Origin of the sequence: Flavobacterium plantiphilum, from assembly GCF_046000495.1 — a bacterium.
Classification (GTDB): Bacteria; Bacteroidota; Bacteroidia; order Flavobacteriales; family Flavobacteriaceae; genus Flavobacterium; species Flavobacterium plantiphilum.
The window spans coordinates 321,211-347,647 of the sequence record NZ_JBELQA010000001.1; the positions used below are offsets into that span (position 1 = coordinate 321,211).

22 protein-coding genes are annotated in these 26,437 nt (G+C 34.3%); 2 read left to right on the forward strand and 20 right to left on the reverse strand.

Annotation, left to right across the window (positions count from 1 at the left end):
* Positions 1 to 58: 58 nt before the first annotated feature.
* Together ABS764_RS01305 and ABS764_RS01310 are read left to right on the forward strand one after the other, a co-directional pair.
* Positions 59 to 1,657 carry a family 43 glycosylhydrolase gene (locus tag ABS764_RS01305; RefSeq protein ID WP_408079171.1) on the forward strand — a complete coding sequence of 533 codons (1,599 nt, stop codon included), beginning with the start codon at positions 59 to 61 and terminating at the stop codon, positions 1,655 to 1,657.
* A gap of 233 nt (positions 1,658 to 1,890) precedes the next feature.
* Positions 1,891 to 2,745, forward strand: a complete 855-nt coding sequence (locus ABS764_RS01310; RefSeq protein WP_408079173.1) for a CvfB family protein — start codon at positions 1,891 to 1,893, stop codon at positions 2,743 to 2,745.
* Positions 2,746 to 2,848: 103 nt separating this feature from the next.
* Here the strand turns inward: ABS764_RS01310 and ABS764_RS01315 are convergent, their stop codons facing one another.
* The 20 genes from ABS764_RS01315 to ABS764_RS01410 form a co-directional block, all read right to left on the reverse strand.
* Positions 2,849 to 3,400 (reverse strand): acyl-CoA thioesterase, encoded by a 552-nt coding sequence (locus tag ABS764_RS01315; RefSeq protein ID WP_408079175.1) that lies wholly within the window; start codon positions 3,398 to 3,400, stop codon positions 2,849 to 2,851.
* Between the two features lie 29 nt (positions 3,401 to 3,429).
* Entirely contained in the window at positions 3,430 to 4,875 is a 1,446-nt protein-coding gene (locus tag ABS764_RS01320) for a rubredoxin (RefSeq protein WP_408079177.1), read from the reverse strand.
* An 85-nt stretch (positions 4,876 to 4,960) separates the two neighbouring features.
* Positions 4,961 to 8,479, reverse strand: a complete 3,519-nt coding sequence (locus ABS764_RS01325) for a molybdopterin-dependent oxidoreductase (RefSeq protein ID WP_408079179.1) — start codon at positions 8,477 to 8,479, stop codon at positions 4,961 to 4,963.
* A 378-nt stretch (positions 8,480 to 8,857) separates the two neighbouring features.
* The gene (locus ABS764_RS01330; RefSeq protein ID WP_408079181.1) at positions 8,858 to 9,316 is read right to left on the reverse strand and encodes a DUF305 domain-containing protein; all 459 of its coding nucleotides are present in this window, start codon (positions 9,314 to 9,316) and stop codon (positions 8,858 to 8,860) included.
* A 102-nt stretch (positions 9,317 to 9,418) separates the two neighbouring features.
* Positions 9,419 to 9,970 carry a dihydrofolate reductase family protein gene (locus ABS764_RS01335; RefSeq protein WP_408079183.1) on the reverse strand — a complete coding sequence of 184 codons (552 nt, stop codon included), beginning with the start codon at positions 9,968 to 9,970 and terminating at the stop codon, positions 9,419 to 9,421.
* Positions 9,971 to 10,064: 94 nt separating this feature from the next.
* A complete protein-coding gene (locus tag ABS764_RS01340) occupies positions 10,065 to 11,975 on the reverse strand; it encodes a hypothetical protein (protein WP_408079185.1) in 1,911 nt (636 codons plus the stop codon).
* A gap of 168 nt (positions 11,976 to 12,143) precedes the next feature.
* Positions 12,144 to 12,494, reverse strand: coding sequence for a hypothetical protein (locus ABS764_RS01345; protein WP_408079187.1), 351 nt, complete (start codon positions 12,492 to 12,494; stop codon positions 12,144 to 12,146).
* Between the two features lie 273 nt (positions 12,495 to 12,767).
* The gene (locus ABS764_RS01350) at positions 12,768 to 13,589 is read right to left on the reverse strand and encodes an ABC transporter ATP-binding protein (protein ID WP_408079189.1); all 822 of its coding nucleotides are present in this window, start codon (positions 13,587 to 13,589) and stop codon (positions 12,768 to 12,770) included.
* Between the two features lie 193 nt (positions 13,590 to 13,782).
* Complete coding sequence (locus ABS764_RS01355) at positions 13,783 to 14,622, reverse strand: ABC transporter ATP-binding protein (protein ID WP_408079191.1); 840 nt, start codon at positions 14,620 to 14,622, stop codon at positions 13,783 to 13,785.
* Between the two features lie 77 nt (positions 14,623 to 14,699).
* Positions 14,700 to 15,788 carry an ABC transporter permease gene (locus ABS764_RS01360; RefSeq protein WP_408079193.1) on the reverse strand — a complete coding sequence of 363 codons (1,089 nt, stop codon included), beginning with the start codon at positions 15,786 to 15,788 and terminating at the stop codon, positions 14,700 to 14,702.
* Between the two features lie 185 nt (positions 15,789 to 15,973).
* A complete protein-coding gene (locus tag ABS764_RS01365) occupies positions 15,974 to 17,347 on the reverse strand; it encodes a CmpA/NrtA family ABC transporter substrate-binding protein (RefSeq protein ID WP_408079195.1) in 1,374 nt (457 codons plus the stop codon).
* Positions 17,348 to 17,375: 28 nt separating this feature from the next.
* Entirely contained in the window at positions 17,376 to 18,638 is a 1,263-nt protein-coding gene (locus ABS764_RS01370) for an alginate export family protein (protein WP_408079197.1), read from the reverse strand.
* A gap of 365 nt (positions 18,639 to 19,003) precedes the next feature.
* Positions 19,004 to 19,426, reverse strand: coding sequence for a DoxX family protein (locus ABS764_RS01375; RefSeq protein ID WP_408079199.1), 423 nt, complete (start codon positions 19,424 to 19,426; stop codon positions 19,004 to 19,006).
* 106 nt (positions 19,427 to 19,532) lie between these two features.
* Positions 19,533 to 21,089, reverse strand: coding sequence for a S41 family peptidase (locus tag ABS764_RS01380; protein WP_408079201.1), 1,557 nt, complete (start codon positions 21,087 to 21,089; stop codon positions 19,533 to 19,535).
* 172 nt (positions 21,090 to 21,261) lie between these two features.
* Complete coding sequence (locus ABS764_RS01385; protein ID WP_408079203.1) at positions 21,262 to 21,564, reverse strand: hypothetical protein; 303 nt, start codon at positions 21,562 to 21,564, stop codon at positions 21,262 to 21,264.
* A gap of 485 nt (positions 21,565 to 22,049) precedes the next feature.
* A complete protein-coding gene (locus ABS764_RS01390; RefSeq protein WP_408079205.1) occupies positions 22,050 to 22,934 on the reverse strand; it encodes an XAC2610-related protein in 885 nt (294 codons plus the stop codon).
* 149 nt (positions 22,935 to 23,083) lie between these two features.
* Positions 23,084 to 23,671, reverse strand: a complete 588-nt coding sequence (locus tag ABS764_RS01395; RefSeq protein ID WP_408079207.1) for a hypothetical protein — start codon at positions 23,669 to 23,671, stop codon at positions 23,084 to 23,086.
* Between the two features lie 168 nt (positions 23,672 to 23,839).
* A complete protein-coding gene (locus ABS764_RS01400) occupies positions 23,840 to 24,037 on the reverse strand; it encodes a tyrosine-type recombinase/integrase (RefSeq protein ID WP_408079209.1) in 198 nt (65 codons plus the stop codon).
* A 210-nt stretch (positions 24,038 to 24,247) separates the two neighbouring features.
* Positions 24,248 to 25,477: an ATP-binding cassette domain-containing protein gene (locus tag ABS764_RS01405; RefSeq protein ID WP_408079211.1), complete on the reverse strand. Its 1,230-nt coding sequence runs from the start codon at positions 25,475 to 25,477 to the stop codon at positions 24,248 to 24,250.
* A 149-nt stretch (positions 25,478 to 25,626) separates the two neighbouring features.
* Positions 25,627 to 26,397 carry a patatin-like phospholipase family protein gene (locus ABS764_RS01410; protein WP_408079213.1) on the reverse strand — a complete coding sequence of 257 codons (771 nt, stop codon included), beginning with the start codon at positions 26,395 to 26,397 and terminating at the stop codon, positions 25,627 to 25,629.
* Between the last annotated feature and the right edge of the window lie 40 nt (positions 26,398 to 26,437).

The following is a 26,437-nucleotide window of genomic DNA, read 5'->3' on the forward strand; positions in this document are numbered from 1 at the left end:
ATGATTTCTTGTTTTTTCTAATTTATTTTAGCCTTTCTAACCCTTTAAATTACGATAAATGAGTATTGCTATTAGATTACATTATCAGCTTTTATGTATTGGAATTTTCTTTTTATTTTGTTCTGTCGATATATCAGCACAGAATAAAAATATTAAAAATGATGTATTTTGGGATACCCAAGAGGGGAGACCTATTTACAGTCAGGGTGGAGGTATTTTCAGGTTTCCAGATCCACAAACAGGAATTGAAAAATATTATTGGTATGGCGTGCATTATGAAGAGGCGGAGAAGTACAGAAAGAATCCTGTAAAAAAATACGATCATTGTTCTTTTCAGTCGGTGAGCTGTTATAGTTCTACGGACTTAGTAAACTGGACTTTTGAGAGAGATGTTTTAACTAATACCTCTGAAACTCCTCAATCCTGGAGAACCTGGGTAGGACGTTTAGGAGTTGCTTATGTTAAGGAAATCAATAAGTACGCTATGTTTGTGCAGCACGGCAATCAGGTTTTAGTCACTCTGGCTGATTCTCCTGCAGGAGATTTTAGCTGGCATCATAAAATAAATATGGAACCCATAATTGGAACATCAAATACCGGTGATCAAACCGTTTTTACCGATGAGGATGGAAAATCTTATCTGATTTATTCTTACGGAAAAGGGCGTAATAAAATTTACGTTTCCGAAATAGGCGTGAAAGACGGAAAGGTCACTATTTTAGATTGTACACAAATATTTAAGGGAGCGAGCAGAGAAGGAAATTGTATGTTTAAATACAAAAACAAATACTATATGGCAGCTTCAAATATTTATGGATGGGATTCCTCTTTTGCCTATTACTTAGTTTCAGATGATATCAGAGGACCTTATTTGCCGGCAAATGAAATGGAAATTATGGAAGGTTCTGCTGAGGATTATGCGCATGTAACGCAAACAGGATTTTTTTATACCATAAAACGTAATGATAAAGAAACAGTCATTTATTGTGGGGATCGCTGGTCTGATTTTGCAGGGAATGGTTTGGGATACAACCAATGGGTACCGCTTTCTTTTGATGGACATAAGCCTTATTTTAATTCGTTAAGTTCGTGGAATCTGGATGAAAAAACCGGGAATTGGAATGTAGCAGCAGATAATAATTACGTAAAAAACGGCAGCTTTGAAGCAGACAGAAATAAAATACCCAGCGATGTTAAGCCTGTTCAGGAGCAATTATTAGGATGGAAAACGGTAGTAATTAAGGGAAATCCGATTGCAGTAAAAAGCGAAATTTCGCCACAACTGAATTATTTTAATACTGAAGAGGACCGTAAAGAAGTTATAGGCGAAAAAAGTCTGAATATTAACGATACAGTCGATTTTACAAGAGAAATTACACAACAAATAAGTTCTTCTCCTTATGTGGCTTTAAAAGATGGTGTTTATACTTTAACAGCGAGAGTTAAAAACAGCAATGGTTTTAAGGAACTTATGATGTCTGCCAATACTGGTGGAGTAGATTATAAAGTTGCTATTGAAAAAGAGAATACTTCCTGGACAAGTATTAGTATCTCTGATATTAATGTAAAAAAAGGAAAAATTACTATCGGATTTTATGCTGACGGAACGGCTAATGCACAGTGTTTAATAGATGATGTGACATTGGTGATAAAATAATTTAACCGCTAAGTTTACAAAGCTTTCGCAAAGTATATAAATAAAATTTAATAACAATTTACCGCCGATTTACAGATTATATAATTTGTGAATCTGCGGTTTATTTTTTCTTCACGTTACTATAAATTTCAAGTTATTTTAAGCTAATTATAACTTTGCGCAACTTTGTCTCTCTTTGGGAAACTTTGCGTAATAATTTCTTAGTACCTTTGCGGCTTAGAAAATTGAAGAAAATGCTTGAAATAGGAAAATACAATAGCTTAACCATATTACGTGATACTAAAGTAGGTTTGTTTTTGGGTAATCCCGAAAAAGATCCTGAAGGAATTCACGATGTACTGCTGCCTAATAAATATGTCCCTAACGAATTTGAAATAGGAGAAGAACTGATTGTTTTTGTGTATTTAGATCACGAACAACGTCCTGTGGCTACCACATTAGAACCTTATATATTATTGAACGAATTTGCGCTTTTACGTGTGAATTACATCAATCAGGTAGGTGCCTTTATGGATTGGGGAATGGAAAAAGATATTTTGGTCCCGTTTAAAGAACAGGCCAGACCGATGGAAAAAGGAAAACGCTATTTAGTTTATCTTTATATGGACGAAAAAACCAACCGATTAGTTGCTTCAAGTAAGACGAATCAGTTTCTTAATAACGAATCACTTACGGTTGAAAAAGGAGAGGAAGTAGAACTGATTGTTTCACATATTACCGAAATTGGAATCAATGTAATTATAAATGAAAAACATAAAGGTCTTTTGTATAAAGATGAGGTTTATGATGACAGTATTCGTACCGGTGACAGAATGCGAGGTTTTATTAAAAATATTCGTCCTGACAATAAAATCGATGTTTCGCTGCAAAAACAGGGATATGAAAGTATTGAACCGAATGCCGATAAAATTTTAGACGAATTAAGAGCGAGTCGGGGCTTTTTACGATTAAATGATAATTCGCATCCGGAAGATATTAAAACAGTACTTAAAATGAGTAAAAAGACTTTTAAAAAAGCGATTGGAGCTTTGTACAAAGAAAAACTCATTGAAATTAAGGAAGATGGAATTTATCTGATTACAGAATAATACAAATACAAAAAGCACAGTAGATACTGTGCTTTTTTCGTTTTTAGATGTTGTTTACAGATTTGGCTGTTTAAAAAAAACAACCGGGTTTATAGTCAATATATTATTTTTCAAAATCGACTTTAACTTTATAATTATTAGACTTTAATATCGATTCAATTGAACCAAAAGATGCAATGGTTTTTTGGTATTCTTTTTCTTTTTTCAATGCAATTTGTCTCAATGCATTTTGAAAACGACTCACTTCTTTAAGTGTAGTCAAAATCAAACCCGGAACAGCCACATTTTTACCTGTTTTATCTTTGGCAACCATTGTAAAATAAGATGAGTTGCAATGTTTAATAACGCCAGTCTGGATGTTTTCAGCTTCTACCCGAATGCCTACCACCATAGAACTGTTTCCCACATAATTCACACTGGCTTTCATAGTGACTAATTCTCCCACTTCAATAGGTTTTAAAAAGTTCACTGTATCCACAGAAGCAGTTACACAGTAATTACCTGAAAATTTAGAGCCACAGGCAAAAGCAATTTGATCCATTAAAGATAAAATATAACCACCATGGATTTTCCCACTGAAATTTGTGTGCGAAGGCAACATCAATTCCGAAATTGTTATTTTAGAAGAATCAACGGTTTTATATTCGGTATTCATATTCTTTTAATTTTAGTGATAGTGTTGTTTTAGATGTCTTGTTTTTCAGCTGTTAAAAGTACAAAATTAGATTTGGGTGCCTCACATAAGGAACAACAATAGCTGTCAGGTAAATTTTCAAATAAAACACCTTTTTCAATTCCCTGAACTATATCACCATAATCTGAATTGTAAATAGTCAGGCATTCAGCACATTGATATACATCCTGTTCCTGTTTTTCCTTTTTCGTAACAGCAGCTGAATTGTTATGCTCCATTGGTGTATTATTTCCCAACTCGTTAAAGTATTTTTTACTGAGCTCAATTAGGATACCTGGTAATTCCAGTTTGTCAATATCCTGTGTGTGAATAATATATTCTCTCGTGTTCGGATCAAAATGTCTGGCGTATAGTACATTATACGTATCCCGGATTTTGATTGATTCTAAATCTTTTGGCAAATTATTTTTTTCAATAACAATAGACGTAAAATAATGTCCTTCACGATTGTAATCTGATATCCCAAAAGTAAGTCCGTAAGTACTGATGTCAAATTGATCGAGTGTTCGTACCAGAAAAGTTTTCAGGTTCAGAGACCATTCAGTTGCTACGGGAAGGTGCCAATTTAATTCTAAAAGAGAATGTCTTACATTGATTCCGTTTTTTCCGAGGAATTTCTCCCAGTCCAGTTTTCGGTCTTTCGGAATTCCTTTTATGATAAAGGATTTCCAGGAGGTAATGCATATTTTTCCAATTTTACAGTCAAAACACAAATCACACATTTCTTTTAGAAATTCCAAATCATACAGATTATTTCTCCAATACAATCCCAGCCAGTACTGATCAATCCCCAGTCGGTTCATTCCTTCATAATACGGAAACGGGTAAAAAGGAATATTGAGTGCTTTATCGATAGTACGGTTATTGGTATCTAAATTTTCACTTACAAGATTAAAAATCATGTCGATTCCGATGGATTCTTCGTTTGCAAGACGTTCAATTTCATAGTAAATTTTAGCAATATCCCAGCTGTAAATTAATACCGGATAGACTTCCATACGCTGCCAGTTAGGCAAACGAATATATAAATACCAATAATCCTCGTGCTCTGAAGCAATAAAATTAATATGTCCGGTAAACAAAGGAACCAACTGTTGCTTTGGATCGGTTATATTTACTTTTAAAGCAGGCTGATCTTTAAATTGTTCTAAAACGTACAAGAATTTATTACCTGTTAACCAGGCAGTATTTCTAAAAATATCAGTAGATACATAAGAAGAAACGATATTATTTCCGCTTTGTTCGTTAGGATATACAATATGGAATTTACCATTGTTTTCTGTTTCCGAATATTCAAACCCATTTGGGAAAATAATATCCTGTCTGGAACCAAAAGAAATGGTTTTAAGTCCTTGTGCCAAGCTCATGTTGACAATACTACGTAATTCACCTGGTGAGATAACGCCTCCTTTTACTATTAATCGGGTTAATTCCATGTTCTTGTTTTTTAGTCCTTAGTCCTTAGTTTTTAGTCCTTAGCAGTTTGAAAAACTAGGGACTAGGTACTAAGTACTCTTCAACTTATTTACACTTTGCTAATATTTCTTTTACTTCAGTTTTACAGCTTCCGCAGCCTAATCCGGCGCCGGTTGATTTGCACAATTCGGTAAAATTAGTGGTACCTGCTTTTACAGCTTCTTCAATATTTCCGCTTCCTACCTGACTGCAGGAGCATACTAATTTACCTATTACCGGTTTGGCAGAGGCACTGCTGCCTCTTAATAATTGATTTCGTTTATCTGATAATTCAATTTTGCTCTCAATCATGGTTTTGAATTCGGCAAATTCATTTTTGTCGCCCATCAGAATAGCACCTACTAACAAATCGTCTTTTACAATACATTTTTTGTAATACCTTTTCTTTAAATCGGCAAAGACAATTTCTTCATAGCTGTCATCATTTTCAGGAATAGCCAGTTCGCCAATGCTGCAAAGATTAATATCCTCCAGTTTCAGAATATTCATTAATACCGAACCTTTGTAATAACTGCTGATATCACCTGCTAAATAGTTAGCCAGAATATCAGCCTGTTCCTCAGCGGCAGAAGTAATTCCGAATAGCTTTCCGTTAAATTCAGCAATTTCTCCAATGGCAAAAATATCCGGATTTGAGGTTTGCAAATATTGATTTACTTTCACGCCACGTCCGCAGGTAATCCCGGATTCTTTGGCAATTTCAATATTCGGAATGGTTCCAATGGCATATACAATAGCATTTGCCGTTAATATTCGACCACTTTTTAATGCGATTTCAAGTTCGTTGTCATTATCTGATTCAAATACAGTGCTGACTTCATTATCAAAATAGATCTGAATATCCCGAAGCTGTACTTCTTCGGCTAATAATTTACAGGAAATTCGGTCTAACTGACGCTCCATTAATCGCGATGCTCTTTGAATAATGGTGATTTTTACTTTTTTGTGTTTTAAGGCTGCTGCCAATTCTAATCCTAATAAACCACCACCTACAATGACCACATGCTGATCTTCCGGAGCTAAATTAGTCTGATCTAAGTAATTCTTTAATTTGTCAGCGTCTTCTTTTTTACGCATTGTAAAACGTCCCGGAAGATGCAACTGAGCATTTTCAGGAACAAAAGGACGGCTCCCTGTTGCCAGAATTAAACGGTCAAAAGTATGTGTCCTACCTTTGCTGTCTGTAATAATTTTTGCCGAAGCATTAATATTTTCAATTCCTACAGATGGTTTTAAAGTAATATTTAATTTACTTAAAACATCATCATTTCTTATTTTTAATAAACTTTCCCAGGACAATTCATTGGTTACATATTCCGGTAAAAGCACCCGATTGTAAAACGGATTAGCCTCATTTGAAAAAACAATAATTTCATCAGTGGTGTTGAGTTCCCGGTAATTTTGAATAAACCGGAAAGCAGCAGCTCCGGCGCCCACAATGGCAATTTTTTGAAATGGCTTTTCGTATTTTTTTACAGCAACTGAAGTAAATTTAAAATCAGGTTCTTTAGAAACAGGATCAACAACCGTATTGGTTAAGTTATTGGCTCTGTTTAAATCGTTTTCTAATTGTTTTCCCCAGTGCATTGGTAAAAAAACAACGCCTTCCTTGATGGTATCTGTAACATTCGCTTTTACCCGAACCTCTCCGTTTTTACTGCTTACCACCACAATATCTCCATTTTCAATTCCTGTTTTAAAAGCATCAATAGGATTGATTTCTAATAAAGGATTCGGAATATGAGAAAGTAAGCGGGCTACTTTTCCGGTTTTTGTCATCGTATGCCATTGATCTCTGATACGGCCTGTGGTAAGGATAAAAGGAAATTTATCGTTTGGTTTTTCCGAGGTGTTTTCAATAACAGCAGGCAGATTAAAAATGGCTTTCTGAGACGGAGTATAGAACTTTTTATCGGTAAAAAGACGTGGTGTTCCCGGATGTCCGTAATCAGGAACCGGCCATTGAAAAGTACCTTCGTATTTTAAGCGGTTATAATTAAGGTAAGAAATATCAATATTTGTATTTTTTGTCATTTGGCAATACTCCTTGTAAACTTCTTCGGCGGTATTGAAATTAAAACCATTGAATCCCATTTTTTTGGCAAAACGGCAAAGGATTTCAATATCCGGAAGTGCTTCTCCGGGAGCATTTATACCTTTTGGTAAATACGAAATTCGTCTTTCCGAGTTGGTCATGGTTCCTTCTTTCTCTAACCATCCGGCAGCAGGAAGCAGTAAATCGGCAAATTTTGCGGTATCGGAGTTGTGTGAGATTTCCTGAACAACAACAAATTTGGCATTTTGCAGGGCTTTCTCGACTCTTCTGGAATCAGGTAAACTCACCATTGGATTGGTACAGATAATCCAAACGGCTTTCATTTTTCCGGATTCTAAAGCATCAAACATTTCTGTTGCGGTCAGTCCCGGTTTTTCTGAAATGCTGTCTACGCCCCAAAAATCAGCCACTTCCTGACGGTGTTCGGGATTAGCCAGTTCTCTGTGTACCGCAAGCAAATTAGCCATTCCGCCCACTTCGCGTCCGCCCATAGCGTTAGGCTGACCAGTTAATGAAAAAGGTCCTGATCCCGGTTTTCCTACATGTCCGGTTAATAATGAAATATTAAGCAATGCAGTGTTTTTATCCACACCCACAGCACTTTGATTTAATCCCATGGCCCAAAGAGACAGGAAACCTTCGGCTTTGCCTATTAAATCAACAGCCAGATCAATTTCTTTAATAGAAATCCCGCATAATTGAGAAGCTTTCTCTAACGAAGTTCCTAAAACTAAATCCTTATACGCATTAAAGTTTTCGGTATGTTTTCTGATAAAATCGTTATCGGTGTAGCCTTTTTCTATAATTCGTTTTGCCAGAGCGTGGTATAAAATAATATCACTTCCGGGAAGAATTTGTAAATGTAAGTCGGCCGTTAAAGCGGTATCTGTTTTTCGGGGATCGATAACAATGACTTTAACTTTTGGGTTTTTCTCACGGTGTTGCTCTAAACGTCTGAACAGAATCGGGTGGCACCAGGCAGGATTAGCTCCTGTGATTAAAAAGGTATCTGCCAGTTCAATATCATCATAAGCAATGGGAACTGAATCTTCACCAAAGGTTTTTTTGTAACCCGCAACAGCCGAACTCATACAAAGGCGTGAATTAGTATCGATGTTATTGGTTTTTAAAAAACCTTTTACGAGTTTGTTAACCAGATAATATTCTTCTGTCAGGCATTGTCCGGAGATATAAAATCCCACACTGTCAGGTCCGTGTTTTTTTATGATGGAAGAAAATACGGCTGCAGCACGATCCAGACTCTCGTCCCAGCTCACCCGTTCCATAGGGTGCGATTTGCTCCAGCGCATTTCAGGATAAAGGATTCTGTCAGAAGTATCGTTGGCTACATAGTGCAGGTTCATTCCTTTTGAACACAGCATTCCTCTGTTTACAGGGTGGTCTTTATCTCCTTTTACTGTAACACCATTGCCGGGATCTTTGCTTACAATGATCCCGCATCCTACTCCACAATACGAACACGTAGTTTTGATTTCTGAATTTTGCATTAGCCTCTGTATTTTTTTATTGCGAAATCTTTTTTCCAAGTATCTATCTAATGGTACTTTTGAAATGTAAAAGTAAGTATTAATTAAGTATTAATACGTATTTTTGTGTGATAATTTTATCACTTTGTTGAAATCACAAAAGAAATCTAAAATAATGTTATTTCTCTTTTTTTTAGGCAAAAAAACATTTATTAATTCAAAAAATAATTTGGACGAATAGCGTGTTTTCTGATTCCATCTGATAAAAAGGGGAGAAACCGTGCTGTTATGGGAACCGAATTTCAAATAAATTATGGAATAAAAAAGAAAAAAACCGTTTAAAAATTAATTTAAACGGTCTGATGTTTTTTAGAATGCAACACAGAAAACCTTTTTTGCTTACTGTATCCTTTTTAAGATAGATTTCATTTGGCTGATTTCTTCTTCCTGAGATTTTATAATACTATCCGAAAGCTGTCGGACTTCAGGATCCCGGATATTTGCATTTTTACTGGTCAATATCGCAGAAGAGTGGTGCGGAATCATTGCTTTCATATATTGTGCATCACTTATAAAAGCCTGACTTCTTAAAGCAGTCAATGCAAAAACAAAAACAACAATGGCCGAAACTGAAATTATTTTGTTGGTCTTTTTGTTAGGATACATCGCTGGCATCAATAAAATCATCAGTAAAGCCATTGGAGTAACCATTAATAATGACATATAAGTTCTGGTGTAACTAAAATAGATGTGATTTAGTTTATCGACATTTAAAAACATCACAGCATACATGATTATAAAAGAAAGGATTAGCATTAAAAGCATTTTTTTATAATTTGATTTGCCCATATTTTCCATAATTTCATTTTTTAAGTTCAATGAAAGTTAGGGCTTTCAACGCAATTTTATTTACCCAAATACTTAAAATGTGTGCTTTTTTGAAATGTTGCTGTTTCTGATTTATTGTTTTATTGGCTCGTAATACAGAATGATGGCGCCTGATGCAAAGGTTTTAGTTTTTAAAAGTTTAAAAAATTGCCTGTCTTTTATTTTATCAAATAACGGAAACCCTTTTCCTTCTATCATCGGGTGAATGCAAATTTGGAACTCATCAACCAAATTAAGGTTCAACAACTGAATAATCAAACTCCTGCTGCCCACTAATATGTCTTTACCCGATTGTTGTTTGAGCGCTATAACTTCCTTTTCAATTTCGTTTGTAGCAAGTGTTGCTGTGTCCCAATCGGTATTTTTTAAGGTATTCGAAAAAACAATTTTAGGAATTCTGTCAATAGCCACAGCAAAATCGTCCATTGATTTCTCATCGGAAGGATTTATTAAGAGTGTTTGCCAGTATTGCATCAGTTGGTAAGTGATACGACCATATAATATAACTCCTGCCTGATCTAAAAGTTCCTCATAATGCTTGTGTAAAGCTTCATCAGGAATTCCTGCGGTATGATCGCAAATCCCGTCAAGGGTCATGTTGATGGCTGCAATTACTTTTCTCATGGTTTTCAAATTAAATTTTAACTTGATTTTTTATATTACTGGCACAAGCGAGACGCTTGCGCTAGCTGGGGAATTTTGCTTTTTGAAACGGATGTTAGCACCAGTTTCTTTTTGCTGAATAGATATATAAATCATCAATAATTTTCAAAGTAATTAACAAAAAGATTTTAAGTAATATTTTATAATCATATTCTTGTTGCTCTTCAGAGAAACTGTTGGTTCCATGCATATATTTATTTCGTAAATCTAAACCATTAGTGAATTTTTTATTTAAATGAAAATTAATATATCGATTTTCTTCTTTTGTAAATAGTTTGTGTTCATTACATAAACTCTTGTTTTTAATCATTAAATCTATTTCATCTCTTATGTCTTTAGGTTGATACCAATAAGATATTACTTCGTGATTTCTTAGAATTGCTAAAATGTAAACTTTGTTAAGATTTTTTATTTTTAGAATATTTTGTTCATTGATAAATAAATATTCCCTTTCAATTAAAAAGTCTATTTTTTGGCGGTCAATATCTAAAAGCGTATTGTATACAACATTTTCAGTTGAAAGAAGTAAGAATAAATTCTTGTATTTTCCTACATAAGGTTCGGAGTATAAAACACTACTATTGCTAAAAAAACAATTAATTGCTCTCGTAATTTCTATATTATCAACATAAACATATTTTCTATTTACAAGGCTTTTGATTTCTCCAATATGTAGTTGTGAAGTACTGAATTGAATTAATTCAAAATCTATATGCCCTTCTTCTGTATAACTATTGAATTGTCTTAGTAATGATTCAATTTCAGGCGCTACCATCCTAATTTTTTCTAAAATTGTAGACTGCTGATTTGGTATGATAATTTTAAAACCATCAATTTTAAAGTCCGCCTTTATTAATGTATTTATAATTTGCCCTAGGACATTTTCAATGTATATGTTTTTTGATTTAAGTAAATGTGTGTAAACCTCAAATTGCATTTGAGAAAGCATATTCTTAAAATGAAAAGTTGAACTGATGAAATATTCATTTTTAGACTTTGTAGATATGACGTTTTCAAACGTGTCTATTTCATAGTTTTTAGTTACTAAATTAATACAACCATATTGATCGACAAATTCAAATAATGCTGCAAAGTTTCCCATGATTGTTTCAGGTGAGAAATCAGATATTAGTATTTTTTCGCTGTATGAATAAATAGATTTATTTTCTTTTGATGAAAAAATCTTTGGCTCAATTTGGTCTTTAGATATTGATAATTCAATGGTGTTTTTCCAACCCGAACCTTTCGTAAATATTTCTTCATTCAATTTTTCTGAAAGCTTTTTTGCTTTAAGTTTTGTCTTATCTAATAGTTTAATATTTCTAGATTTCACTATTAGCCTAACATAATTTATGTTTGCTTGCTCATAATCTAAATAATTTAAAATGATTAACTCTTTTATATCATCTGTTAGAGATTTTGGAAAATAGAGTTCTGCTTGTTTAGTGAGATGTTCCTGTTCAAAATGGGATAGGAGAATTTCTGCTGAATTTTTCTTTTCGAGAAAATACTCTTTAATTTCAGTTTTAAAAAATTGAACTAAATTTTTTTGGTGTAAAATTTCATTTATAAAAAATCTCTCTTTGAAGATTAATTTTTTAAAATCTGTTTTATCGATTTGTTTATATAGTTTTAGTCTTTCGACTATATCCCAGAAATGTTTTGTATAATCAAATTCAATAAGATGGAATTTGCTTAAGCCATTCTCCGTAACCCAATCTATGAATGATTTTAATACAACTTTCCATCCATTTTTTATTTTTTGAGAATAATTTTCTGTTTCTGTTTCAGTCCATTTTAGAAGATAAATTTCATTATCAAAGAATAATTTGATATTATAAATTTCAATTATTTCGTTTATGTTTGAGAATGTTCTACTGTCTAATGTATCAAGTATATTCTCTGCAATGGATAAATTTTGTCCTGCTGATAAATCTTCTTTAGAATAAAAAACAACCTTATTCATACTTTCGTGAGGAATTGGTACTAACTTGTAAATATGCACATAAATTAAACATTTTTTATGCTTAATTAGTATGTTATGCGCCTATATTGATTTCTGTTGTTGCGTATAATTTTTAAACACACAATACAAAAATAAAAATATTTCTTACACACAAAAGCAATTACGTTTTTAATTTACGACATCACTAATCCTAAAACAACGTTCAGTTCCCAGATATAATGGATCCCCGTGTTTTTCAGACCAAAAACCATCCAATAAATCTTTAGAAATACAACGATACACGACTACACCTTTGAAGGTTTTATTGTCTTCGCCCAGGTATTTGAAATTGATCACCAAAATATTATCTCTGAAAAACCCGCTGCCGGTTTGAAGCTGTTCGTTATTGATGAACCATTGGGCTTTGATTCTTTTGTTGTGGTCTAAACTTAAAGAAAGTGTTCCTTTGTATTGGTGGTTTTCGGCATCCTGATTGCTGCCTGTAATTTGGAATTTGCCTACGAGTTCTTCGATGTTCATTTTTTAGTTCACAATAGTTAGAGTTATAAAATAAAGACTTGCCACGAATTCACAAATTAAACAAATTAAATTCGTGAATTATTGGTATTTTAAACTAAACCAATTTGCGACCCGAGCAATAGCGAACAGGCAAAGCAATCTGTGGTTGTTTATTTCGTGCAAGAATACTCATTTCATTTGGAAAAGGCATAAAAAAAATCGAAGTTTTGAGGCTTCGATTTTTAAGTAAAAATAACTAAAGTAAAATTGTGGGGGCTATTTAAAATGCTGATATTAATGTTCCAGAAAATTAATCAAATGTTCTCTGTTGTCATAATAAGTAGGATGTTCGAGGATAGCTTTTCTATTTCGGGGTCTTTCGTAATTGATGTCTAAGATGTCACCAATTTGCGCTCTCGGTCCTGAGGTCATCATAATCACACGATCCGCAAGGAAAATGGATTCATCCACATCGTGTGTAATCATGATTCCGGTTGTTTTTTCTTTGTTTAAAACTTCTAATAGAACGTCTTGCAATTCGCCTCGGGTTAGAGAATCTAACATTCCGAAAGGTTCATCCAGTAATAAAATTTGAGGTTTTAAAGCCAGAGCTCGCGCGATACCAACTCTTTGTTTCATTCCTTGCGAAAGGTCTTTGGCTTTTTTGTCAAAAGCCCCGTCTAATCCCACTTTGCTCAAATAGTATTTACAAATGTCAATACGTTGTTTTTTGGTTGCATAAGCAAAAACTTTATCTACTCCCAGAGCTACATTTTCTAATGCACTCATCCAGGGTAATAAACTTGGAGATTGGAAAATAATCCCTCTGTCTGGTCCCGGTCCGGTGATAGGGGAGCCGTTCAAAACGATTTGGCCTCCTGAAATAGGATTTAAACCGGCAATCATCGAAAGTAAGGTGGTTTTTCCACAACCTGAATGTCCGATGATGGAAATAAATTCACCCTCTTTAATTTTTAAATTTAAGTTTTCCAATACAACAAAATCACCGGTTGGAGTAGGATAGACTTTTTTTAGATTGTTTATTTCCAACATGTATTTTTCAAAACCTGCCGGATCCAGAGGGACTGTTTGTGTATTTAATATCGTTTCTGTCATGATGTTTTTTCTTTAAAAAGGTTACATATAAGTCATTAGCTTATTTGTGTCACACTGAGCTTGTCGAAGTGTTTTTTACTATCTAAAAGGAGTCTTCGACAGGCTCAGACTGACAGCAAAAAATATATTTGGACTTAAACATGCTCTACGTTTTATTCAGGTTTTAGCTTTAATCACTTTTATATTTAAAAAATTAACTGAATTGCATCGGAACTAAATCCGGTAATTCGTAAGTGGTCACTTGCTGTCCGGCGGTTCTTTCAGCGCCTATTTCCATCAGGTATTCGATAATTCCGTTTCTTAATTTTTTGAAATTATCATTATGATTCAAATCGATTTTATTTCTTGGTCGTTCAATTTTAATGTCAAATTCAGGTCCCAGAGTGGCTTTTGGTCCCGGACGAAGCGGAATTACTTTGTCGGCCATAAAAACACCTTCGTCAACATCATTTGTAATCAGTAAGGCAGTACGTTTGTCTTCGCTCCAGATATTCAAAATTTCTTCCTGCAAATTTCCTCTGGTCAAAGCATCCAATGCTCCTAATGGTTCGTCCATCAAAATCAACTCCGGTTTCATAGCCAAGGTTCTGGCTACCGCCACACGCTGACGCATTCCGCCTGAAAGTTCTTTTGGTTTTTTATGAGCGGCATGTGAAAGATTTACTTTGGCAATAAAACTATTAACATGTTCTTCGACTTCTTTGGGTTTCCAGTTTGGAAAAACGGTTTTAACCGCCATCGCTATATTGTCATAAACCGTTAACCAGGGAAGTAAAGAGTAGTTTTGAAAAATAATCCCTCTTTCGTGACTGGTTCCTTCAATAGGTTTTCCTTTGAAAAGCACCTGACCGGAATCCGGTTCTATTAAGCCTACTATCAAATTGATTAAGGTGGTTTTTCCACTTCCGGTAAATCCAACGATGGCAACAAACTCTCCTTCTTCAATTTTCAAATTGATGTTTCTTAAAACTTCTGTTTTGTTTTTTCCTTCACCGTATGATTTACAAACGTTTTTAAGTTCTAAATAAGCCATTTCTTTTAGTTTTTAGGTTCATAGGTTCTAAGTTGCTGAGATTCTTAGTGTCTCAGTAACTTAGCGTCTTAGTTACTTTAATTATTGAAGGTTAGTAATTTTTGGAAAATCATCATAATGCGATCCAGCATAAATCCGATTAAACCAATGACAAACATGGCAACAATAATTTTCGAATTGGAATCACTGGAACCATTTTGGAATTCTTCCCAAACAAAAGAACCTAATCCTGGGCTTTGCGCCAATAATTCGATAGCGATCAATACCATCCAGGCTACAGAAAGGGTAATTCTTAATCCTGTGAAAATCATTGGGAAAGAAGAAGGTAAAATGATTTTGAAAATCTTGCTGTAGGTTCCAAGTTGTAACACTCTGGCAACATTAATGTAGTCTTTATCTACTGAGGAAACTCCGGCGCTGGTATTTACTAAGGTTGCCCACATAGAACACAATCCCACACTAATAAAGGAGATTACAAATGATTTTTCAACATCTACATTTGCTAAAATGGTTTTTACAATCATCGAAACTAATAACAACCAAACTACTGGTGATACCGGTTTGAAAATTTGAACAATCCAGTTGAACGAAGTTCTTAATGTTTCACTTAAACCTAACAGGATTCCCATTGGGATAGCAATAATAATGGACAATAAAAATCCGGCAAATACGGTTTTTAAACTGGTGAAGATCTGATCTACAAATGAAGGTCTTCCTGTATATTTAATTTCGGTTTCTCCTTTTGCCAAACGCTCTTTGTTCATAGCAGCATATTGTTGGATAAAATCTGATTTTTTAGCTGATAACAGCAAGTGATCATCCCATAATTTTCCTAAAGCACCTACCACCATTATTGGAGAAGGTAAAGAATTCGGGCGGCAGCTTATATCTCCGGAAGCAATACATTCTTCCAGTTTTTTGGCCGCTTCAGGTCCCTGATCTTTTAACGCTTTTTCAATTTTCATTTCTGATTCAACATTATTTAAATAATCTGAAAATGATTGCCATAAAAGGATAAAAAGAAAAACAGAAAGTAAAGGAATAAATATTCTTTTGAATACATCTTTTGCATTTTTTTTCACTTCTTCACCTGCAATCATTCGAATAAGAGGTTCTAAATAACCTAATCCTATAAATTTCACCGTTTTTATTGTCATTGTTTTCATAATGCTTGTATTTAATAATGTTGGTTTAAAAGTGTTTAAAAAAGTATGATTTCGTAAAATCCTTTTTAAACTTTTTAATTAAGAAATATAAAATTGAGTTTTTGTGTTTTTGAAACTCAAAGGTGTTTTTGTTTTAAATAATGCAGAGACTGTCCTGAAAACAGCCCCCACATTATGAATTTTTATTAGTTTTGATTACCTATTTTTAGACCTTTTAAGTATTCCAATGGTTTTTTACCATCATACGTAATACCGTCAATAAATTCGTTAGTAGCTGGTTTATAACCGTCAGTAGTTGGGATATCAGCCTGATCTAAGTTTCCTTCTTTAACCAATAATTCAGCAGCTTTAGTCCAGATTTCAGGTTTGTAAACTTCTTTGATTTTTGAAGCATACCATTCCGCTGATTGTGGCTCTGTAATTTGTCCCCAACGTCTCATTTGAGTCATGTACCAAATACCGTCAGAGTAGAATGGGTAAGTAGCATTGTATTTAAAGAATACGTTAAAGTCTGGTTCATCACGTTTGTCTCCTTTTTCATATTCGAATGTTCCTGTCATTGAGTTTTTCAACACATTTTCGTCAGCACCTACATAAGCCGGACTTGAAAGGATTTTAACCGCTTCAGCTCTGTTTTTTGGATCATCTAACCATTTTCCTGCTCTGATTAAGGCTTTAGTAATTGCTATTGCAGTATTTGGATTTTTCTTGATAAAAGCTTCTGTCATTACGAATACTTTTTCCGGGTGATTTTTCCAGATGTCGCTTGAAGTGATAACCGGAACTCCAATTCCTTTAGCAACTGCTTGTTGGTTCCAGGGTTCACCTACACAGTATCCGTTGATTGTTCCTGCTTCAAGAGTTGCCGGCATTTGTGGTGGAGGCGTTACTGAAAGTAATACATCTGAATTGATGTTTCCTTGTACGTTGTCTTTTGTATACTGACCCGGGTTGATTCCTCCTGCAGCCAGCCAGTATCTTAATTGGTAATTGTGTGTTGATACCGGGAATACCATACCCATTTTGAATGGTTTGTTAGCAGTTTTGTATTCTTTGATTACCGGTAACAAAGCGCTTGCGCTGATTGGGTGAACCGGTTTTCCGTCTTTCAAAGGGATTCCCGGTTTCATTTTTGACCAAACATCGTTAGAAACTGTAATACCATTTCCGTTCAGGTCCATAGAGAAAGTTGTAACTAATTTGGCTTGTCTTCCAAAACCAACTGCAGCAGCGATAGGTTGTCCGGCAAGCATATGCGAACCGTCAATTTGTTCGTCAATCACTCGGTCTAATACATTTTTCCAGTTTGATTGTGCTTCCAGAGTTACAAACAAACCTTCGTCTTCAAAGAATCCTTTTTCTTTGGCTATAGCCAATGGAGCCATATCAGTTAGTTTGATGAAACCCAATGTTACCTGAGGTTTTTCCAAAGTTAATTTTTCAGTTTTAGAAGCGCTTGCTGTTTCCGTTCCGGCTTCTTTTTTTACGTCCTTTTTACAGCTAACAACACTTAAGGTTGTTAAAAGAATCATCGATAATCTTAATGCTATTTTTTTCATGTGAAATGTTCTTAAGTTATGGTTTCAATTATTTTTTTACTGAGAATATTTGCGGGTTGATATTTACCATTAAGTAAGCCCAGTTGTTAGTAGTATCTTTTAGCCCGGTTCCTCCTTTAAGAGTAACCATTGCATCTGAAGCAAACATTTGTGAATATCCGGCAACTAGTGTAATATCTTTAGTCGCTTTGTAAACAGCCGTTAAATCTATTTCAGTTCCCAGATATTTATCATCAGTTGCAGCCAATTCATTTGCAGTATAAAATAAATGAGGAGCAACAGAAAGGTTTACTTTTTGGATTGGGAAATCTAATTTTAATGATACATCCTGCAATCCCACAGAATTAGCATGGTTTCCTACGTAGAAATAATCCATAAAACCGTTGAAAGCGTGGTTTGTACCAAACACTGGATTGAAAGATTTAACCATTGTCGAAGTAGCGGTCTGGTCTTTTCCGGATAAAAATTCATATCCTAAAGTTGCTTTAAATTTTGGAGCAAAAGCATAGCCTAAGTTGGCTGCTGCTTCATAAGCCGAAACCTTATTGGCTCCTATTTTTCCGGTTTGTCCGTAGAAACTAAAATCAAAGGCAAGTTTCTTTCCCATATAGTTCATGTAAGTTCCGAATGTCTGAGAATAACTGTTTTCTATTTCTGAAGGTGATTTTTGATATTCTCTTCCAAGATTTAAGGCTAATAAACTAACCCCTAGCTTTTTAATACTGGTATGATACCAGGCATATTGCATGTCTTTAAAATCGGTTGTAAATGGAGCAGAAGGAGCAACTTTAGCTTCTGAATCAGCATTTAAAGCAAATCCCAAATCTAAAAGGCTTTTTTCTCCTTTGTATTTGATTAATGCGGCATCAAAACTACGTCCCTGATTTGCCCAGTCTAAACCTCCTATAATCCTTTGGTTATCATAAGAAAGCATCTGACGACCTACTTTTGTGCTCCATTTATCAGTAAAACTGTATTGAGCCCATCCTTCATAAAGTGCTACTCCGTTTTTATCAGTTGACATATTTCCAAGAGTATTTACATTTCCCCAGGTGCGAACATTTTGCAAAGCTACTTTTACTTTCAGTTTTGTATCTCCATAGTTAAGGTTGATTCTGGTACGTTGTCCAACAAAAGAAGTATGACTTGTAGCAGGTGTAAGTAAGGTTCCAAAACCGTTCGTATATTCATATCGGGGTCTGATTTGAATATCTGAACTAAATTCCTGTGCCATTGCTGCAGTACCCATAAGGCCTAGTACTGATAAAGAAAATGTTTTGAGTAATTTCATGATTATTTGGTTTTAAAATTTGTTTTGTTGAATTATTACATTGCAAACATACTTACGTAATTTTACTTATGTTTAACATCTTGCGCAATAAAAACTAACTTTTTAAACCAGAAACTTTTATTTTATTAGACAATAAAAAACAGGTGTAAAAGCATAAAATAATTTTAATGTGTTGTTTTTTAATGTTTTATATTCACTTATACGTACTAAGTAATGTTGAGAATTTAATGCTGATGAACTAGTTGGATATACGTAATCGTGAAATTCGGGATATAAAAAACAAAAAAAAGCCCGATGTCTATATCGGGCTTTGATGTTATAAATAATGTAAGCTATTAGTTGTATGCTAATTTTTCAATAATACATTACTGATACATTTTAAAATAATAATCTGCAGAGTGTTTTCCACTGCCGTAAACCAGAAAAAATAAACAAACAGCCAAAGTAGCTAAAGCAAGTAACAGACTTTCTGAGTGCATTTCTCCCATAAAATTAATTAGTATCGCACCAATTAATATGGGTAGTTGTGCAATAATTGCCCATCGGGTCAGTAAACCAAAAGCAATCATTATACCTCCAATCATGTGTGCAGGTGTAATGTAATGAACGAGAAACATTCCTCCTCCAATGTTGTCTACAGGAGAAATCAAATCTACTAAATAGGGAATATTAGTAATGAAATGAACTCCTTTAACGAATAAGAACACTCCCAGTGCAATTCGTACTAAATCCAAAGTGAAATAAGTGTGCGCATTGGCCCATTTATTTAATTCTTTTACATTGTTCATATTGCGGTGTTTAAAATTTATACTACTAAGGTAGTGATTTTAAGAACGATAACGATAAATTTTGGGGTAAAAAAAGAAGGATTAATAACATTTCAGGCATTATTTACTATTGGATTAACTCCTTCTTCAGCCAATCAAGTACGGCGTCTTTTTCCTTAATCTGATCTTCTAATGTTGGAATTATTAAAATATCAGGATAAATCCCATGTCCGTGTACATTTGTTTGATAAGTTGGTTTCATACTCATGATTCCTATTCTGACTTTCAGTTTCGAATGCGGTAGTCGGAGTGCAGGCATAAATCCGGCAACAGTACCGTTATAATCTCCTCCTGTTTCCTCTCCGATAAAAGTGGCTCTTTTTGAGCCTTTTAAATGGGAAGAAAGAATACTGGAAGCCGAAAAACTCCCGCCATTAATCAAAACATAAAGTTGTCCGCTAAAAGCGTTTTTATGGATTTTGTGCGGTTTAGTTTCGGTGGCAAAATAGTTTTTACCCTCTTTATCTTTCTGAACAGTAAAGAGCAGATAACCATAAGCAAAAGGAGAAAATAGAGTTTTGACGGCTTTTTCAGCCACAGAACCGTTATTAAAATAAGCACCCTCAAACAGACTCGCTCGTGAAACCACTTCTGAGTTTTTTAAGAAAACAAAAGTAGAATCGGCAAGATAAGAGTACAGGCTGATTATTTCTGAGAGTCTGCCACCACCATTATTTCTTAAATCGATAATGAGCGTTTGGACATTTTTTTTCTGTATGGCAGCAAAACTATTTTTATAAAAACGATGGTAATTTCCTTTTTTAAAAGCTTTAATTTTTAAAATTGCGACACTGCTGTCTTTTGAAAAAAAATCCAGGCTTCTTATAAAAGTTTTTGTTGTTTTATCGTAGCCGTTGATTCGTTTTTTTCTTTTTAAAGCGTGTTGGTTTTTTGAACTTACCGGAGTTGTTTTTGAAGACTTTTTGTTATCTTTTTTACCGTTACTGTCTTTTTTAAACCTGCTGATAGTTACGGTTTTGATACTGTCATTTAATTTAAAAGTATAATTAAGACTGTCTTTTATACCAAATTCTGTTGTGAAAGCAGCAACAAAACGTTTTGCTGCCCAATTGGTTTTAAGTGTTTTGTTAAAACCGTCGGAAGTATAATATTGGTCGTATTCCCTAATAAGATCCTGAGGATGTATGCCATTTACAGAAACTACTTCGGTGCCGGCTGTTATTGTTGTATTGTGCGATTTGTTTTTGATAACATACAGTTTATTGTTATAAAATGAAAAATCAAATTGAGAAAAAGGTCCGGTTCCTTTTTTAATAATGGCTTTGGTTTCTTTTTTCGAATATGCTTTTTCCGGAGCTAAAACATAGGTATGACCCTGACGGATAGCAGCAACAACCGGACTTATTTTTTTGTAAAATTCAAGAGGTTTTAATGGTGTTGTAATAGTCGCTTTTAGGCTGTCAAATATATAATCAAGTTTCTCTTTATTGCTGTAATAGTAGAGGTTTGGATGGAGTTTTTTTAATTTTCTGTAGGTGAAATCAACATCTTTTTTAAGTTGATTTGGTACAATTAATTGCTGTAAATGAGCATTATTTTTTTTAACAGTGCTGCAATGGGTAAAAAGATGCAGTATAAAAAAGAGCAGCATTATTCTTTTCATTCTTTTAAAAACAGTTGGGTTGAGCAGTCAAAAGTATTGTTTAATTCGGGAAAAAGATATTTTTTTAGCTAAAAAACTTTTGAGTTTCAGGTATAAAAAAAACCAATCCGGAGTGTAGAAGATTGGTTTTGTCATAATGTTTTACTGGAGCGCAAATAGCTTTGGTACAAAATTAATCGTCTTTTCCCTTTGTGCTCAAATCATTTAAAATCATAGCAGCACTATTTTCGGTATAGGCATTTAGGCCCGCGACAAAGACTCCTTTTTCTCCCGATTTTGATTCTATTCCAAATACAGTGGCCTCATCACCCGGATCTGATTCTCCTTCATAACGATAGATATGCTGAATTTCAAAATCATTGGGATTGTTTATTATTTTGGACTCCTGAACATTGAAATCTACCGTATATCCTTTATTGTTTAGTTCCTCTAATGCTTTGCTGACTGTAGCATAATGATACATTTTCTTATCCATAACTTTTTCATTTTATAGTTGGATGATAAAGGTAGTTTTAGTCCTTGTTTTTTCTATTACATAATTACTATGAAGTATTGTATAATTCTAAGATAGCATATTGAAAATGTCAGTTCCAGTGTTTTTTGTTCCGTTCCCGCACATTGAAAACTGTTTTATATCCCAACAGGATAATGGATAACTATTCCGGAATTCTGGTGCTTGTCTGCGGGGAGTATATAATTAAAATTATAAAGGTAAAATATAGCGTTTGCAACGTAAGTATTTTGTGATATTAGTGTTTTTAACCGCGTTGCAAACGATTCGATTGGTTTATTGAAGTATGTAGGCACTCGTTGCAAACGAGCGCCAGAGGGGTGCTTTGCGTTCGGGCGGGAAATAGAAGCCTAAACGTTCATCTAATATACAAATTTTCATAGATGTACAAAACCTGAATTTTGCACTTCAGCCCGCCTGACGCAAAACCCGTGTTAGCGGTTCGCCGTTTATTCATATCCGTTTCCTGTAAACCAGTCATAGCCTTCAATTTTCTTATATTCTGTCGGCACCGAATTTAAAACTTTTAATGTTTTGAATTTGTCACCATATGGTCTGTCAGTTGATATTATAATCTTTCCTGTTTTTCCTTTTTCGTTTCTTTCGTATGAAACATATTCCAACGTGTCCACTTTTTCTCCGTTCCATTTGTATTTATACATTTCTGTTTCGCCTGGATGTCCATAGCAAACGCCTCTAATAATTTTCTCTCTTGGTGAAAAAGTCGGATTTATAAATTCAAAGTTGTCCGAAAATGCTTTTTTGTCTTGTCGTAAAAGATAAACATTACTGAACGCTTTTAAGCAACATCCATTTGCTCCATACCAGTTTACAACAAAGTCATTTAGTCCGTCACCGTTAATATCTTGGATTGTATCGTTCACATAAGTCATAGTCCATTGTTCGTGTGAAACTACTTTTTCAAATTTATTTTCACCTTTTGTATAGATGTCAATATAAATAGCACTTGGCTCGTTTCTCCTTACTATAAGATGAGGATTTGTCTTTGTAAAATGGTAGTCTAAATTGATTTCAACACTTACTGAAATACTGTCAGGCGAAATTTCATATTTCTCTACAAATTTGTCCTTGCCGATATTTTGATTTGCAATTTTTAGTGCGTCTTGTAAAATCTTATCAAGTCGTAAACTGTCAGCATAGTCTTGTTCTTCGATTGCCCTTCTTTTCTCTAAACGCTCTTTTTCTTTTTTGCTAAGACTTGTCTGTAAAGTGTCTTTTGTAACGACAGAATTTTCCTTCTTCCTGCTCGGTTGTCCGCACGAAATAAGTGTCGATAAAAGCACTAATGTCAATATGTGTAATTTTGTCTTCATACGGTTACCGCTAACGTTTGGCCGCTTGGCGATGTGGTGGATTAAGAAAGCCTAAAATTTCGGTTAATGACTAATTTTCCAAATACAAAACCTTCTTTAAATTAAGCCAAATCCCGCCATATTGCCAAACGGCGGTTGTGCGTTCGTTTTTATTTTACGCTAATTTTATCTCCTTTTTTTGTGTTTAGTTTTAACTCCTTTAGGAAACTTAAAATATTTTTTTCTTTATCTACATTACCTACAAAACCAAATTCTTTAGAATAATACAGTAAGTACTCTTCATTTTTATTTAAATCTCTATTTGTTAATTGTTTACAGCTTACTAAAATACAATCTTCATAATTTCTATTCGGTGTATTAAAAGTTTTATTTTCTTCTATTACTTCATATTTCCAGCTTCCATCATTTTCAATCCAATTGTCACCGATTTTTGGTTCAAGAGGTAATAATATTGATTCCGCATTTGTTTTTCTGTTAAATTGCAAATAGTTAGTATCTGATTTTCTTATATAAGTTGTGTCAATATCTCCAAAAGAGTATTTTCTAATTTCAACATAATATAGATTCCCATTTATTTCTTTTTTTTCATCCATAAAATACTCATAAAAATAATCTTTGCCATATTTATATAACTTTATATTGTTAGCTTTTTCAAATAAAATATAGTAGCTACTATCATTTATGAAGCTGAATGACATTGTAAATATTAAAATGAATCCCAAAATTATTTTTCTCATTATTTATGTTTTTTGTTAATTAATTATTCCTGATTTGGCTATTCGGTTCTTCAAAATGACGCACAACTTGTTTATACCAGCCATAAAATGGCTCCAATCTACCTAATTTTGGCTGGCTTTGTGCCATAAGTAAGCTGATATTTATTTAGGCTAATATAGGAAAAATTCTCATAAATTATCAAATGGACTTTTTATTTGTTGAATGTTTTTTGTGCTTACATGGGTATAAATTTCTGTGGTCTTACTACTAGAGTGACCTAATAATTCTCGTATGTATCGTAAATCAGTGCCGCTTTCTAATAAATGAGTGGCAAAACTATGGCGTAAGTAAAGTGTGTAAGCTGATTCTTTTTGTAATTCCCGCATTTTTTGCAGCTTGCTGTAATACTGATTGTGCGCTTCTACTACTATATCGTAAGCCAGTATCTAGAACTCTAGTTTAAACAAGGCTTCTCAATACCCGACGAAGTGTCCCGAAACTTCGGCAGCAGAAGAGGACATTCCCAAATAAAAAAACCGGCTTGTAGTGAACAAACCGGATGCTTATGGAAATTAATTTTTTGAAACGAAAGAAGTTTATCTGATAACTCCTGTTGAACCTTCCTCGGACGGAATCAATTCAAGAACTGAATTTGGAGCCAAATTAGCTTCGATACGGTGAGAAACATACACAATAGTCATATTCGATTCCTGTTTAAGCAAATTGATCAACTGACAAACCAGAGCTACATTTTCATCGTCAAGACCTTCTACAGGTTCGTCCAGAATAACTAAAGGCGGATGTTTTAAAACCGAACGCACAATCATAGCCAGACGCTGTTGCCCAACAGAAAGGCGTTTGAACATTTTGCTTTTAAGGTGTTTCATGCCTATTAAATCAAGCCATTGATCGGCTATGTTTTTTTGCAGGGTAGTAGGCAGATCGTATAATCCAATAGAATCAAAAAAACCCGAAAGTATCATTTGCTCCAGAGTGTGATTTCGGGTAAACAGACTGGTCATATTAGTGGCAAAATAACCGATGTTTTTTTTGATATCCCAAACACTTTCGCCGCTTCCTTTTTTATGTCCAAAAAGGTGTAAGTCCTGACCGTAACCTTTAGGGCTGTCACCATTAATTAGAGATAAAAGCGTGCTTTTTCCCGAGCCATTAGGTCCGATAAGTTGCCAGAATTCATTTTGCCTAATGGTCCAGTTAATGTTTTTCACAACAGGGCGTTCTTCATAACTTACCGAAACATTATTCATTTGCACCAGAATATTTTGCTGGTTTTCAATAGCGTGTGCCGGCTGCGGAATACCGGATTGTGTAATTATTTTAGTTTCGTGCGCACCGGTATTTATTTCTTCTAAAATATAGGCATTTGAATTAATTTGTCTGTTATTCGAAATGAAAGGCAATACATCGGCAGAACGATTAATTAATTGAATAATCTTAATTTTTGAAGCCATTTCTTCCAATGATTTTGACAGCTCTGCTCTGGAAGCCTGATCTAAATGATCCATCGGGTTGTCAAAAATAATATAATCGGGTTTTTGATCCATACAGTACTGCAGGAATTTTTTTTTGCGCTGACCAGAAGAAAAGGTGCTGAGTTTTCTGCCGGAATCTACCGTGGTCAATTCCAGGTATTGGAACTCTTTTTGAATAAAATGATCAATGGCTAAATCAGAATAAAGGATTCCTTTCAGGGTATTAAAAGGAGCTAATTCGCCAGTGGCATTTCCGGAAAGAATGGTTTCTATGAATTCTTTTTTATTGATTTGATTGGAAAGTAAAATGTTCCAATGGGTAGCAGTTTGCATTAAAAAGTCTCTTTTTTATTGACTGCAAAGATAAGAAGTTTTAAGTTATGAGTTCCAATAGCTATCGGGATGAGTTGGAAAGCAGTGTTCAGATAACAAACAACAAATAGATTACTTAACTGACTCTAATTTGTAATCCAAATTCACAACTAAATCTGAATATTGAGCGCTTTGATCTGGTCTCCGAGTGTTAAGGCGTATTGATAGCTGTAGTCGAAAATTTCATCTGCGTTTTTTAGGTTGTAAAGACTAAACTGACTCATATTTGGCGGTTCAAAATAAAAGTCACAGCTTAGTGTTTTTTGCTCTACAGAACTTTTCATCGCCAAATGAAAACAACGATCCAGAATATTATTCATCCCTACTTTATCTACTTCCTTTTTGATCGAATTGACATAACTTCCAATAATAACATCACATTGTCCCATAAGAGGTTCTATGGGGAAATTGTTAATCACGCCGCCATCGACATACAAACTGCCGTTGTAAGAAATGGGTTGAAATAGTAGGGGCAGGCAGGAAGAGGCCATGATGGCACTGGATAGATTTCCGGAGGAAAAATAGACTAATTCACCTTTTAAAATATCTGTAGCGGTAATGTATAGCGGAATTTGTAAATCTTCAAAGGTGTTGGCGGGAAAACAATTTAGGTAAATATCGTGAAAACCTTTCATCGCAAACAAACCCTGTCGTTTGATTAAAAGATTTGAAAAACTAAAGATTTGTCCTTTTTTCAGAATTTCTAATATTTCAGTTGCCGAGTAACCAGCTGCATAAAAAGCAGCAGCAATAGCACCTGCACTGGTTCCTGAAACATGTGAAGCCTTTATATTTAATTCTTCGAGAGCTTTCAGGAGTCCTAAATGTGCAATTCCGCGGGCCCCTCCGCCGGATAATACAATTCCAACTTTGGTTTTCATTTTTTTTGTTTAGGTTAAGAATTATGAGTTATGAGTGTAA